Annotated in this window: 10 protein-coding genes; 8 read left to right on the forward strand and 2 right to left on the reverse strand. The window is 64.8% G+C overall.

Annotation, left to right across the window (positions count from 1 at the left end):
* Positions 1-59: 59 nt before the first annotated feature.
* Positions 60-1,577: a PucR family transcriptional regulator gene (locus AOT87_RS23785; protein ID WP_081343262.1), complete on the reverse strand. Its 1,518-nt coding sequence runs from the start codon at positions 1,575-1,577 to the stop codon at positions 60-62.
* Positions 1,578-1,735: 158 nt separating this feature from the next.
* Here AOT87_RS23785 and AOT87_RS23790 point away from each other — a divergent pair, with 158 nt between their 5' ends.
* From AOT87_RS23790 to AOT87_RS23825, 8 genes are all read left to right on the forward strand, one after another.
* A complete protein-coding gene (locus AOT87_RS23790) occupies positions 1,736-3,172 on the forward strand; it encodes a gamma-aminobutyraldehyde dehydrogenase (protein WP_030096284.1) in 1,437 nt (478 codons plus the stop codon).
* 2 nt (positions 3,173-3,174) lie between these two features.
* Positions 3,175-5,118 carry a primary-amine oxidase gene (locus AOT87_RS23795; protein WP_057968780.1) on the forward strand — a complete coding sequence of 648 codons (1,944 nt, stop codon included), beginning with the start codon at positions 3,175-3,177 and terminating at the stop codon, positions 5,116-5,118.
* Positions 5,119-5,120: 2 nt separating this feature from the next.
* Complete coding sequence (locus tag AOT87_RS23800; protein WP_030096282.1) at positions 5,121-6,020, forward strand: universal stress protein; 900 nt, start codon at positions 5,121-5,123, stop codon at positions 6,018-6,020.
* Entirely contained in the window at positions 6,010-7,587 is a 1,578-nt protein-coding gene (locus tag AOT87_RS23805; protein WP_162269724.1) for an APC family permease, read from the forward strand. The genes AOT87_RS23800 and AOT87_RS23805 overlap by 11 nt, the downstream gene beginning before the upstream one ends.
* Before the next feature lie 136 nt (positions 7,588-7,723).
* Entirely contained in the window at positions 7,724-9,079 is a 1,356-nt protein-coding gene (gabT, locus tag AOT87_RS23810; RefSeq protein WP_057968781.1) for a 4-aminobutyrate--2-oxoglutarate transaminase, read from the forward strand.
* Positions 9,079-10,533, forward strand: a complete 1,455-nt coding sequence (locus tag AOT87_RS23815) for an NAD-dependent succinate-semialdehyde dehydrogenase (RefSeq protein ID WP_057968782.1) — start codon at positions 9,079-9,081, stop codon at positions 10,531-10,533. The genes gabT and AOT87_RS23815 overlap by 1 nt, the downstream gene beginning before the upstream one ends.
* A gap of 52 nt (positions 10,534-10,585) precedes the next feature.
* Positions 10,586-11,611 carry an agmatine deiminase family protein gene (locus tag AOT87_RS23820; protein WP_057968783.1) on the forward strand — a complete coding sequence of 342 codons (1,026 nt, stop codon included), beginning with the start codon at positions 10,586-10,588 and terminating at the stop codon, positions 11,609-11,611.
* Positions 11,612-11,614: 3 nt separating this feature from the next.
* Entirely contained in the window at positions 11,615-13,615 is a 2,001-nt protein-coding gene (locus tag AOT87_RS23825; RefSeq protein ID WP_057968784.1) for an amidase, read from the forward strand.
* 4 nt (positions 13,616-13,619) lie between these two features.
* On the opposite strand, the gene AOT87_RS23830 is transcribed toward AOT87_RS23825, so the two are convergent.
* Positions 13,620-14,570: a TauD/TfdA family dioxygenase gene (locus AOT87_RS23830; protein WP_030096276.1), complete on the reverse strand. Its 951-nt coding sequence runs from the start codon at positions 14,568-14,570 to the stop codon at positions 13,620-13,622.
* Positions 14,571-14,649 lie beyond the last annotated feature (79 nt).

Raw genomic sequence — 14,649 nt, forward strand, 5'->3', positions numbered from 1 at the left:
CTGTTCTAAATAAGGTAGCACTACCGCAGGCCCGCGCACTGCGATTTCGCGGTCCTGATTCAGATCCCGGTATTCGGCGTTCCCGCCAGCATCGCCAGCAGCAGCTCCGCGCGTACCCGTGCGATGTCGAGGTCACAGACCAGCAGCGCCTGCACCGTCTCGATACGTTTGCGCAGCGTATGGCGGTGTACACCGACCGCAGCGGCCGCCGATTCCCAATGGCCGTTCGCCTCCAGATAGGCCCGCAGGGACACCATCAGGTCGGTGCCGTGATTGGCGTCGTGCTCGACGATGGGCGCCAACGTCGCATTGGCAACGGCGATCAGCACTTCACGACTCGCGCCGAAGGACAGCAGCGCGCTGCCGGCAAGCGAGGTGAACTCCAGCGGTGTGCCACCGCGCTCGGCCACCGATGCGGCGAGCTTCGCGTTCTGTACCGCATCACCCAACCGCCCCACCGCGTGCGCTCCGCTCAACCCGGCTCGCAGCCCCTTGCGCGTGCGTCCATCCACGTCGATGAACAATTTCCGGGCGAATTCGGCGGTCTCCGATCCCGGCACTACGACGATGAGGCGGGACTCGGCGGCGTGCGCAAAGACCGGGTAGCCCGCAGACTCCATGGCACGGGTGACCGCAGACTGCACCCGCCGCAGCGCCGCCTGTGATTCGGCATCCACCACCAGCGCCCGGATCCGCCCGCGCCCGTCGGCGGCCTGCGCCAGTTGCGCCCATACCGGTTCCAGGTTCCGTTCATCGCCGAGCAGCAGCCCCAGCGCCTGCCCATTCAACTGCCGCTGCGCGTCCTGCAGCCGCGACGGCTTATCGAAATCCAAGGCCAGCAAGGAGTTTGCATGCCCCAGCAGCACCTGATCCACGAAGGTCAAGGGCGTCTTACTGACAACGGCCAGCACTCCGTAAGACGTACCGCCCACCCCGATCGTCTGTTGCGCAACGGCAACTTCCGGGTCCAGTTGTTGCGCGACGGCCGATACACCCGGGGTCAATGCGCCGCGGACCAGATTGATCGTCGCGACATCCAGATTGCGTGGATGACTGGCGATCACCGTGCCACCCGAGTCCAGCACCACGACGTTGGCACGCAGCGACCGCCCGAGCTCCGCCGTGACCGCCTGCACACCTCCGTTGACGATTGCGCGGGTGATCCGGGGCTGTGCCCGCGATGCGCGCAGCACCGCGTCATACTCCAGTTCGGCGATGTGCGTGCTCACCGCCTTGACCACGGCGGCAAAGGGAGTGCGCAGAGGCACCTCCAACAACGGCATACCCAGCTCGTCGGCCGCAGCCACCAACTCCCCCGGCACCTCGTCAAATGTCAGACCGGTACCGAATCCCAGTGCGGCGACCCCATTTTCATCCAGCGCCCGTAGATAGCCCAGCCGTTCCGGCGCCGTCGTGGGCAGACCGATACCGGTGGTGAGCACCAGCTCTCCACCGGATAGCCATTGGGCGGGGTCGGCGAGTTCTGTGGTGAGCGCCAAATTGATCTCGCGCCCCACACCCGCGGCGCCGCCCTTCAAGGTGAGTTTCAGGTCCGGCTGATCCAACACCCAACGCACCGGAACAGTCACCTCACGGGACTGTACAGAATGGTGAAAAACACCGCCAAGATTCCCCGAATTGTCGGATGATCAGGGATGTGTCCTGTCGCACACTGGTTGTCTGCGTGCTTTCTTGACGTGCTTAGACGGATTCCCTCGACGGATGGACGTGCAACATGCCGGACTCGATACTGCAGAACTACATTGACGGCCAGTTCGTCGATTCCTTATCCCTGAAATCTACCGAGCCCATCGACCTGATCAACCCGGTCGATGAGTCGGTGGTGGGGCGCGCCCCCGTGTCCAATGCCGACGACGTGAACGCGGCGGTGAGCGCGGCCGAACGTGCCTTCGCCACCTGGGGCAAGACCACACCAAGCGTCCGGCAGCAGGCGCTGCTCAAACTCGCCGACGCGATCGAGGCGCATATCGACGAGATCGTCGAGGCCCAATGCCGTAACACCGGTCAGCCGAAGGCGGTCATCGCCGCCGAAGAGGTGACGGTGAGCGCCGATCAGCTCCGGTTCTTCGCGGGAGCCGCGCGACTTGTCGAAGGCAAATCTGCCGGCGAGTACATGGAGGGGTTCACCTCCTATGTTCGGCGCGAGCCCATCGGGGTTGTCGGACAGGTGACCCCATGGAACTACCCATTCATGATGGCCATCTGGAAGATCGGCCCCGCGCTGGCAGCCGGGAACACCATCGTCCTCAAGCCCAGCGACACCACCCCGGAGAGCACACTGGTGCTGGCCCGGCTGACGAAGGGGATCTTGCCCGACGGCGTCTTCAACGTTGTGTTGGGTACCGCTACCACCGGCTCCGAATTGGTGAGTCATCCCGCCATCGGCCTGGTGTCGATCACGGGGTCGGTGCGGGCCGGTATCGCCGTGGCGGCCTCGGCAGCCGAACAGCTCAAGCGCAGCCACCTCGAACTCGGCGGCAAGGCCCCGGTCGTGGTGTTCGGTGACGTCGATATCGACAAGGCGGCCACCGGTATCGCACAGGCCGCCTTCTTCAACGCCGGCCAGGACTGTACGGCCGCCACCCGGGTGATCGTGCACCAGTCGATCCATGACGAGTTCGTCAGCGCCCTCAACTCCGCGGCACAGACTCTGCGGCCGGGCCTGCCCGATGACGCCGACAGCTTCTACGGGCCCATGAACAACATCAACCACTTCACCGCGGTCACCAAGAAACTCGATAACCTGCCCGCACACGCGACGGTTGTGACCGGCGGAAAACGTTGGGGCGACAAGGGGTTCTTCATCGAGCCCACCATCGTCACCGGCGTGCGCCAGGAGGATTCAATCGTCCAGGAAGAGACCTTCGGGCCGATCTTGACCGTCCAATCGTTTGACGACGCTGACGAAGCCGTCCGGCTGGCCAACGGAGTGCGTTACGCACTGGCCTCCAGTGTGTGGACCAAGGACCACGAAACCGCCGAAAAATTCACGCGTGAATTAGATTTCGGTTGCGTGTGGGTCAATTGCCATATTCCGCTGGTCGCCGAGATGCCTCACGGCGGGTTCAAGTACTCCGGCTACGGCAAGGACCTCTCGGCCTACGGCGTGGAGGACTACACCCGGATCAAACATGTGATGAGCGCGCACTAGCAATGGCAACCGACACCTTCCACCCCCTTGATCCCCTCGCGGCGGAGGAATTCACCACGGTCGCAAAGATTCTGGCGCAGACATGCGACGTCGGAAGCCACTGGCGATACACCTCCATCGAACTCGCCGAGCCCTCGAAGGCCGATATCGCCGCCTTCGACAACAACGGCACCCGGCCTGATCGCCGTGCACTTGCCACCTGCCTGGACACCTCACGCAACGCCACCTACAAGGCGGTCGTCTCGCTGACCACTGGCGAAGTGCTGTCCTGGGAGCACATTCCCGGGGTGCAACCGAACTTCACGGTCGATGAATGGGAAGAAGCGGACGCTGCTCTGCGCCGCCACCCCGAGGTCATCGCCGCACTGGCACAACGCGGCATCACCGACATGGACCTGGTGTTCATGGACACCTGGACCTACGGCGATGCCGTCATGCCCGAGAAGTACAAGGGCAGGCGCCTTGGATGGTCGGATACCTGGGTGCGTTCGAGTGCGGGCGCCAATCCCTATGCCGGCCCCGTCAACGGATTCCACTGCATCATCGATATGAACAGCATGGAGCTGCTGGAGATCGAGGACACCTTCTCCGTACCGCGGCCCGAGATGATGGGCGAATACGTGCCCCGGCACATACCGGAACGACTGCGTCAGCAGAGCACCCGGGAGCCGCTGCAGCCACTGCACATCACTCAGCCCGAGGGCACCTCCTTCACCATCGAGGGAAACAAACTCCGGTGGCAGAACTGGTCCTTGCGGGTCGGCTTCAACTACCGCGAGGGCATGACACTGCATGCGGTGACCTACAACGACAACGGAACGGTGCGGTCGGTCGCCAACCGCATGTCCTTCGCCGAGATGATGGTGCCGTATCGGGACCACTGCGAGGATCACTACCGAAGAACAGCTTTCGATATCGGTGAGTGGGGCATCGGCTTCATGACCACCTCGCTGGAACTTGGGTGCGATTGTCTCGGTGAGATTCGCTACCTCGATGCGGTGCTGCACAACAGCAAGGGCGAGCCGTACACGATCAAGAACGCAATCTGTATTCACGAAGAGGACAACGCAGTCCTGTGGAAGCACGTCGATCACGACCATGGCGCAGAGGTGCGCCGCATGCGCCGGCTCACGGTGTCCTTCCACGTCACCGTCGCCAACTATGAATACCTCACGTACTGGCGGTTCTATCAGGACGGGAACATCGAATGTGAGGTCCGTGCAACGGGAATCATGGTGGTGAGCAACTTCGCCGAGGGCTCGGCGCATCCGCATGGAACCTTGGTCGACAACCGGACGTACGCGCCGTATCACCAGCACTTCCTTGTCGCGAGACTCGACCTGGATATCGACGGCACCGAAAACACCGTCTACGCCAGCGAAACCGAGATCGAGCCCGTCGGCCCTGCCAATCCATACGGGCTGTCCCTGCGGCAGCGCAACACCCCGTTGCGCACCGAATCGGAAGGCAAACAGGACTTCTGCTGGCAGACTCAGCGTGCTTGGAAGGTCGTCAACGACAACACTCGCAACGGTATCGGCACCGCACCGGCGTACAAATTGGTGCCCGGTGCGGCAATCCCGGCGATGTTCGACCCGTCTTCCCCGGTGCTGGCACGTTGCCGCGCCATCGAGCACACCCTCTGGGTGACGCCGAACTCACCCGACGAGCGCTGGCCCGCAGGAGAATTCGTCACCCAGAGCAAGGAAGACCACGGCCTGCCCGCCTGGACTGAGAGCAACCGTTCCATCGAAAACACTGATGTGGTGCTGTGGTACGTATTCGGTATCCATCACATCACCCGTCCTGAAGACTGGCCGATCATGCCCGTCGACACCGTGAACTTCTGGCTCAAGCCGGTCGGATTCTTCGACCGTAACCCCTCGCTCGATGTCGCACCCACCCCGCCGAAGAGCTGTCACACGTCAGGACACGAGGAGGCCTAGCCGTGAACGATGCCGCCACGAGAGGTGCCAAACGGATCGCCGTTGCATACCTGGCCACTCCGGGCGGCGATGACGCGCTCGCCGTCGGCGCACAGATCGCCCGCTCCCTGGGGGCGCATCTCGATCTGTGCATGGTGCTGCCACTGGACCGACCCATCCTGGCACCCCTTCCACAGCAAGAGCGCCAGGACATCTTGTCCGAGAACGCCACTCACTGGCTCAAGCACGCCGAGGCCACCATTCCCGACGATCTCACCGTCGAGACACATATCAGCTTTCACGAGTCGATCGCCGAGGGTCTCATCGCCCAAAGCGAGGCCCTGGGCGCCGAAGCCATCGTGGTCGGTGGCTCTGGCGGCGGGCTGGTCGGCAGTCTCTCCCTGGGATCGGTGGTCAACGAACTCGTGCACTCCTCCCCCATACCTTTGGTGATCTCGCCGCGTGGTGCGCGCTACCAGAAGAACCTGCGCGTTCGGGAAGTCACGTGCGCCATGGGAACCCGGCCCGGCGCACACGTGCTGCTGGACACCGCGTTGCAGGCCTGCCAGCGCGCGAAAGCACCGCTGCGGCTGGTGTCCCTGGTGTCATTCGACCCGATTCCCGGCGGTGACGACGACCAGTCGGCACGTGAACGTGCTGCCATCCATGCCCGACAATCCCTCGAGACCGCCAAACTGATTCTCCCCCCGGATTTCCCGGTCACCTCAATCGTCGCCGAAGGACCCACTATCGAAGCCGCCGTGAACAAGCTCGACTGGCACGAAGGCGACATCATCATGGTGGGTTCCAGCCGTCTTGCGCAGCCACGGCGACTCTTCCTTGGATCGACGGCCGCGAAGATGCTTCGGGTGCTGCAGGTGCCCATGGTCGTGATCCCCAAGGAAGAGGCCAATCGTGATTGATGATCCGCTTGCGGGAAGACCATCTGGCACTGAAAGTGTTGCCCGCACCGAGCTGGAACAGGCCGAGCAGACCGAGGGACTCATCTCCAAAGGGCTCGCCGCCGGGCGTATCGGAACCTTCACCGGCGCCGTCCTCGGCATCTCCACAGTCGCGCCCGGATACACGCTTACGGCCAGTATCGGCCTGATCGTCGCCGCTGTCGGCCTGAAGATGCCGGCGATCCTCATCGCCGGTTTCATACCGATGTTCCTGACCGCATACGCCTACCGGGAACTGAATTCCCGCGCACCCGACTGCGGCGCCTCGTTCACCTGGTCCACCAAGGCATTTGGCCCCTACATCGGCTGGATGTGTGGCTGGGGAATGGTGATCGCCACCATCATCGTGTTGTCCAACCTGGCGTCTATCGGGGTGCAGTACGGGTACCAATTCCTCGGCGCCGTCTCCCACAACCAGACGATCGGCGAACTCGCCAACAACAAGGCCGTCAACATCATCTCGACCGTGGCGCTGCTGGCGATCGCCACCTATATCTCCAGCCGCGGAATCACCACCAGCGAGAAGGTTCAATATGTTCTCGTCGGGTTCCAGATGATCGTGCTGGTGATCTTCGCGGTCGTCGCCATCGCCAAAGCACCCAGCATGGCCGGACATCTCGATTTCGACCTGGACTGGTTCAATCCACTGACCGGACTAACCTTGAGCGCCTTTGTCATTGGGCTCATTGGATCGATCTTCGCGTTCTGGGGTTGGGACACCTGTCTGACCCTCGGCGAGGAATGTAAGGATCCGACCAAGGTGCCCGGCCGTGCCGGACTGTTGTGCGTGCTGTCGATCCTGCTCACCTACCTCCTGGTGGCCGTCGCGGTGATGATGTTCGCGGGCGTGGGCGACACGGATCTGGGTCTTGCGAATGAGGAGAACAAAGACAACGTCTTTGGCGCCCTTGCCAACCCGGTGCTGGGCAGCTGGTTCGGCCCACTGTTGCTGCTCGCGATATTCGCCTCCGCGGTGGCGAGCCTGCAGACCACCTCGCTGCCCGCCGCCCGCACCATGCTGGCCATGGGCACCTACGGCGCCTTTCCGAAAAAGTTCGCCGATGTCAGCCCCCGGTTCCTGACACCCACCTTCAGCACCATCGTGGCCGGCGCGGTGACGGCCGTTTTCTACACCGTCGTAAGCCTGCTATCGGACCGCACCCTGCTGGATACCATTGCGGCCCTTGGCATCATGATCTGCTGGTACTACGGCATCACCGCCTTCGCCTGTGTGTGGTACTTCCGCACGGAGCTTTTCCAGAATGCCCACAACGTGGTGTACAAGTTCCTCTTCCCGCTCCTGGGCGGGCTCATGCTGGCAGCGGTGTTCGTCATTTCCGTGCGCGAGAGCATGGATCCGGAGAAGACGGGCAGCGGCGCCTCGATCGGCGGCATCGGCCTGGTGTTCTATCTGGGCTTCGGCATTCTGGCGTTCGGGGCGGTGCTCATGCTGATCATGCGCGTCAAGAGTCCGGACTTCTTCCAGGGCCGCACCCTGACTCGCGACACCGCTCCGCTCGTCGAGTAGGCAGCCATGTCATCGACACAGGTGGCCATTCACGCCAGAACGGCGTATCCAAGAACCATCGGTGGACAAATCGTCCATTCCCAGATGCACTCCACGGCGACACACTGAGATCGCCGGATCGACGACAGGAAGTGCCATGACCGACATCGCCTACCGCCTCGCACAGAAGCGCAACATCGTGACGCCCCTGCCCGGGCCGCGTTCCAGTGCCCTGGCCGAGCGCCGTCGCGCGGCGGTATCCGCCGGGGTCGGCTCGACCGCGCCGGTCTACGCCGTTGATGCCGACGGTGGCGTGATCGTCGACGCCGACGGCAACTCCTTCATCGACCTCGGAGCGGGTATCGCGGTCACCACCGTCGGCGCCTCCCACCCTGCCGTCGCCGCTGCCATCGCCGACCAGGCCGCACATTTCACCCACACTTGTTTCATGGTCACGCCCTACGAGGGATACGTGCAGGTAGCCGAGCTCCTCAACGCCCTGACTCCGGGCGATCACGAGAAACGCACCGCACTGTTCAACTCCGGCGCCGAAGCCGTGGAGAACGCGATCAAGGTGGCGCGGCTGGCCACCGGCCGTCCGGCGGTCGTTGCTTTCGACAACGCCTACCACGGCCGCACCAACCTGACGATGGCGCTGACCGCCAAGTCGATGCCCTACAAGTCGCAGTTCGGGCCCTTCGCGCCCGAGGTCTACCGGATGCCGGCCTCCTATCCGCTGCGTGATGAGCCGGGTCTGTCCGGCGAGGAAGCAGCACGGCGAGCAATCTCCCGCATCGAAACCCAGATCGGCGCGCAATCGCTGGCCGCGATCATCATCGAGCCCGTCCAGGGTGAGGGCGGATTCATCGTGCCCGCACCCGGATTCCTGTCCACGCTGACCGCGTGGGCGCGGGACAACGGTGTGGTCTTCATCGCCGACGAGGTGCAGACCGGATTCGCCCGCACCGGCGCCTGGTTCGCCTCCGAGCACGACGGCATCGTTCCCGACATCGTCACCATGGCCAAGGGCATCGCCGGAGGCATGCCGCTGTCCGCCGTCACCGGCCGCGCCGACCTCATGGATGCGGTGTACACCGGCGGTCTGGGCGGAACCTACGGCGGCAACCCGGTGACCTGCGCGGCGGCCATCGCCGCACTGGGTGTCATGCGTGAACTCGACCTGCCGGCCCGGGCCCGGGCCATCGAAACCTCGGTGGTGTCGCGGCTGAGCGCGCTTGCGGAGGAGGTCGATGTCATCGGCGAAGTGCGCGGCCGCGGGGCCATGCTGGCCATCGAAATCGTCAAACCCGGCACCGGCAATCCCGGAGAACCGGATGCGGCCCTCACCAAAGCCATTGCCGCCGAGGCGCTCTCCCGAGGGGTTCTGATCCTGACCTGCGGAACCTTCGGAAACGTCATCCGCTTGCTGCCCCCGTTGGTCATCGGGGACGATCTACTGGACGAGGGCATCACCGTCCTCGCCGACATCATCCGCGAGAAGGCGAGCCGCTAGTGACTGATCACTCAGCCCTGATCGATGCCATTCCCACCGATCTGTGGATCGGCGGGAAGCAGGTGCCATCGTCCTCGGGCGCCCGGTTCCCCGTGCACAACCCGGCCAACGGCGCGGTGCTGACCACCGTGGCCGACGCCTCAACGGCCGACGGTGCCACCGCACTCGATGAGGCCGTGGCTGCGCAGCCCTCCTGGGCCGCGACCGCGCCCCGCGAACGGGCCGAAATTCTGCGGCGCGCCTGGGAATTGGTCATGGAGCGGCGTGATGATTTCGCACTGGCCATGACCCTGGAAATGGGTAAACCGCTGGCGGAGAGCCAGGGCGAGGTCGCCTACGGCGGAGAGTTCCTGCGCTGGTTCTCCGAGGAGGCGGTGCGCATCAACGGCCGGTACACCTCGTCCCCGACAGGCACCGGCCGGATCCTGGTGGCCAAGCAGCCCATCGGTCCGGCGCTGGCGATCACCCCCTGGAACTTCCCGCTGGCCATGGGCACCCGCAAGATAGGCCCGGCGTTCGCCGCCGGATGCACCATGATCGTCAAGCCCGCCGCCGAGACGCCGCTGACCATGCTCCTACTCGGCCAGGTGTTCGCCGATGCCGGACTGCCCGCAGGTGTGCTGTCGATCCTTCCCACCACCAGCGCCTCCGGTCTGACCGGCCCGCTGATCGAGGACTCCAGACTGCGCAAGTTGACCTTCACCGGCTCTACCGCCGTCGGAAAAGTACTGCTGTCACAGTGCGCCACAAGAGTTTTGCGTTCGTCGATGGAGCTGGGTGGCAACGCCCCGTTCGTGGTGTTCGACGATGCCGACGTGGACGCCGCAGTCGACGGCGCGATGGCGGCCAAGATGCGCAACATCGGCGAGGCATGCACCGCGGCCAACCGCTTTCACGTCGACAACGCGGTGCGCGCCGAATTCACCGAGAAGCTCACCGCCCGCATGGGTGCCCTCACCATTGGCCCCGGTGACCAAAGCGGCGTCCAGGTGGGCCCGCTCATCACCGCCAAGCAGCGCGCCTCGGTCGATGAGTTGGTGCAAGACGCCGTCAGCAAGGGCGCCGTCATCACCACCGGTGGCGCGATCGCCGACGGCGAAGGCTACTTCTATCCGCCGACCGTGCTCACGGATGTGCCCTCGAACGCAAGAATTCTCCGCGAAGAGGTCTTCGGCCCGGTCGCCGCGATCACCGGATTCGACGGCGAGGAGGCGGGAGTCGCCGCCGCCAACGACACCGAATACGGACTCGCCGCATACGTGTACACCACCAATCTGGATCGCGCACTGCGTGTTTCGGAGTCTGTCGAGTCGGGGATGATCGGCGTCAACCGTGGTGTGATCTCCGATGTGGCCGCACCGTTCGGCGGGATCAAAGAATCGGGCATCGGCCGCGAAGCCGGCAGCGAGGGCATCGAGGAATACCTCGAAACGAAATACATAGCGCTGCCCTAAATACCGCGACCTAGCCGGAATTTCCCACACCGGTGCAACCCGAGAGGCACACATGGCATGGCGGATGCCTGCGGAAACCGAACCGCACGAGCGGATCTGGATGGCGTTCCCGAAGCCCGGCCTCACCTTCGGCGACGATAACGCCGCGCTAGAGGCCGGCTATCAGGCCTGGACGGCGGTGGCGCATGCCGTACTCGCCTTCACTCCGGTGACGATGGTGGTAGACCCCAGCCAGCACGAACGCGCCCGCCGAATGTTGTCGTCGGAAATCGAGCTGTTGGTCGCCCCGCTCGACGACTTTTGGATGCGCGATATCGGACCTACGTTCGTCGTCGACGACGTCACGGGCGAACTGGGTGCCGTCGACTGGATATTCAACGGCTGGGGGTCGTCAACGCCGCAGGCCTGGTCGAACGATCGTGAGATCGGCCGCACCATCGCAGCGGCCGCCGGCGCGACCCTCGTATCGTCGTTGCTGGTCAACGAGGGTGGCGCCATCCATGTCGACGGCGCCGGCACCGTGCTGCTGACCGAGACCGTGTTGCTTGATCCGCTGCGCAATCCGCACGCCGACCGCAGCCGCGTCGAAGCCGAGCTGGCCCGCACCCTGGGCGTTGAGCATGCCGTGTGGCTACCACGCGGACTCACGCGCGACTACGAGCCGCTGGGCACCAAGGGGCACGTCGACATGGTCGCGACGCTGCCCGCGCCCGGCACCGTCTTACTGCATGCACAAACCAATCCTGACCACCCCGATTACGACGTGTCCGCACAACTGCGTACCGCGCTCGCCGATGCGGTCGATGCCCGCGGTCGCGCGTTCGACGTCGTCGATCTGCCGGCGCCGGCGACACTGCGCGACGCTGACGGGTTTGTGGACTGGAGCTACATCAATCACCTTGTCACCGGAGACGGCGTGATTCTGTGTGGTTACGACGAGCCGGAGGCCGACTCGCACGCCGCAGAGATCATCGCCGATGCCTATCCCGGCCGAGACGTGGTGCTGGTCGATGCGCGGCCGATCCTCGCCGGTGGTGGCGGTATTCACTGCATCACCCAGCAACAGCCAAAGGTTTAGGCAATGGATGTCGTTGAGGCGAGCATCGCCGATCTGCAGGCCGCACTCGCCGCCGGGGAAACGACGTCGGTCGCGCTGGTCGCGGAGTATCTGCGCCGGATCGCCGCCTACGACCGCGGTGGGATCACCCTTAACGCCGTACCCGTCCTGGATCCGCGGGCATTCGCCGCCGCCGCCGAGTCCGATGCGCGTCGCGCGGCCGGTGCCACGCTCGGCCCGCTCGACGGCATCCCGTACACCGCCAAGGATTCATACGCTGCGATGGGGCTGCCGGTGGCAGCCGGATCTCCCGCCTTCGCCCGGCTCATCGCCCAGCGCGATGCGTTCACCATCGCACAACTTCGTACCGCGGGAGCGGTGCTACTCGGGCTCACCAACATGCCACCGATGGCGAACGGCGGCATGCAGCGCGGCGTTTACGGCCGCGCTGAAAGTCCCTACAACAGTGACTATCTGACGTCGGCATTCGGCTCGGGGTCCTCCAACGGATCGGGTACCGCGACGGCCGCCAGCTTTTGCGCGTTCGGGCTCGGCGAGGAGACGTGGAGCTCAGGCCGGGCACCGGCCTCATGTAACGCGCTGGTGGCCTACTGCCCTTCGCGCGGTGTGATCTCGGTTCGCGGTAACTGGCCGCTCGTACCCACGATGGACGTCGTCGTTCCGCATACCCGCAGCGTCGCCGACCTGCTGGCGCTCCTGGACGTCATCGTCGCCGACGACCCTGACCAGCGCGGCGATTTCTGGCGTCGCCAGAAGTGGGTCGAGATCCCGCCCGCATCGACATTGCGGCCCAAAAGCTATACCGCACTGAGCGATTCCACCGCGGACAGCCTGCGCGGCACCCGGCTGGGAGTGCCACGGATGTATATCGGCGACACCACCGGAGACCGCCCGGTGCAGACCCGTCCCAGCGTTGTCGACCTGTGGCGACGCATCGCCGACGACCTGCGTGCGGCAGGCGCCGAGGTCCTCGAAGTGGACTTCCCCGTCGTCACCAATTACGAAGGCGCGGCGACGATGCTGGACCGTGGGCTCATTCCGTCCGGGTACGACGAGCGCGAACTGTGGGACCTTTCCATCTGGGGCTGGGAAGAATTCCTACAGGTCAACGGGGATCCCGAGTTGTCGCATGTGCGCGACGTCGACGGCGCGCTGATCTTTCCGCCGCCACCTGGCGCACTGCCCGATCAGTATGACCGTCATCAACTCGACCTGGAGGTCGATCTCGGCGAGTATCCGGCCCGTGCTGCCGCCGGCATCGCCGAGCTGGAACAGATCCCCCTGATCGCCGACGGCATCGCGGGGCTGGAGGCGACGCGCCGCATCGACCTTGAGGCGTGGATGGACGCGCTCGGACTCGACGCCGTCATCCATCCCGCAGTCGCCGACATCGGCCGCTCGGACGCCGACGTCAATCCGGCGTCGGCCGATACGGCCTGGCGCAACGGCACGTGGGTCGCCAACGGCAATCTCGTGCCGCGGCACCTCGGAATCCCTTCGGTCACCGTACCGATGGGCACCCTGGACGATATCGGGATGCCTGTCGGGCTCACGATCCTCGGTCGCGGCCACGACGATGTCCGGTTGCTGCGTCTGGCCTCCGCCGTCGAAGCCACTCGGCACCGGCGCACCGCGCCGCCGCGGACACCGGCCCTGCCGCCTATCGCATTGCCGGCCGAAGCCGCGGCCGGCGGGATCGCGCCGCGGTGCGTCATCACCGTCGAAGAATCCGACCTCGGCGACGGTGACTGCACCGTCGCTATCACCGTCACCGTCGACGGTATGCATCCCGTCGCCGACGCCACACTGTACGTCGACGGCGATGAACTCACGCTCACCCGAGGCGGCGATACATTCACCGCCGCAACGACTCTGCGTGCGGCGGCATCGCGGCCGCGCCATTCGGTCTGGCGCGAGGCCTACGGCTCTTTGATCGTGGCGTTGGTCCGCACCCACGACGGCCGAACCGCGGGAGCGTGGACGACCGCTTGCGGCATCGCCTGACACATCAGGCGGCGAACAGCTCCAACCGTCGCGGACTCTCGATCCCCGAGTAGTGACTGGCATCGCCAGTGAGGATCTGACTTGCCTGACCATAGATGTCCACCGGCACATCGCCGGCCAACGTGACGCGATGGAGCTCGCGCTGCTGGTCGCCGAAGTCGGCGATTCCGTAATGCTGGGTGGCCCGGTTGTCCCAGATGGCTACGTCACCCAGCCGCCAGTTCCACCGGAAGGTGTTCTCCAGCTTGGTGATGCGTGACTGCAGCAGCTGGAAAAGTGTCGCGAACTCAGCGCCGTGAAACTCCGGGAAACTCTTGACGAACTGCCCGAGCAGCAGGCTGCGCTCACCGGTCTCCGGGTGCACCCGCACCACCGGATGCAACGTTTCATACAGAGAGCTGGTGAACTCGCTGTAGTACGCGGCACGGCGCTCGGCGCTCACCCCGCCCGATGCGCCCGCCCCCACGTAGTCATACAGGTTGGTGTGGGTGGCCCACAGGTCGTCGGCAAGCGCACGCAACGGTGCGGGAAGCTGTTCGTACGCCGCGACCGTCGACGCCCAGGTGGTGGCGCCCCCATAAGACGGCAAGGTCACCGGCCGCAGGACCGACGCCTTCGGAATGCGGTCGACGAACGTGACGTCGGTGTGCCAGCCGTTGGCGGCCCCTTCGAGGTTCAGCAGTTCACTGCCGTGAGAAGTCACCGTGGGGTGCGGCAGCGTCGGCTCCCCGAGCAGACTGGCGAATGCGTACTGTCCGGCGTCGTCCAGGTGGTGTTGTCCGGTGAACACCAGCACCTTGTTGACGGCCAGCGCGACGCGGATTGCCTCGGCACGTTCGGCCGGAACATCGGCGCCGAGCTGCACACCGTCGACCCGGGCGCCAATGTGTTCGCCGAGCTTTTCGACGGTGATCCCGGCGTCACGATAGATACGTCGTGTTTCGTTGTCACTCACCCCCGAATCTCAACAATCCCGGCGCCGTATGCCCAGGGATAGAGCCAAGTCGATTCGAAAGGACCGCCGTCGACGACGG

The organism is Mycobacteroides sp. H003 (assembly GCF_001440135.1).
Classification (GTDB): domain Bacteria; phylum Actinomycetota; class Actinomycetes; order Mycobacteriales; family Mycobacteriaceae; genus Mycobacterium; species Mycobacterium gwanakae.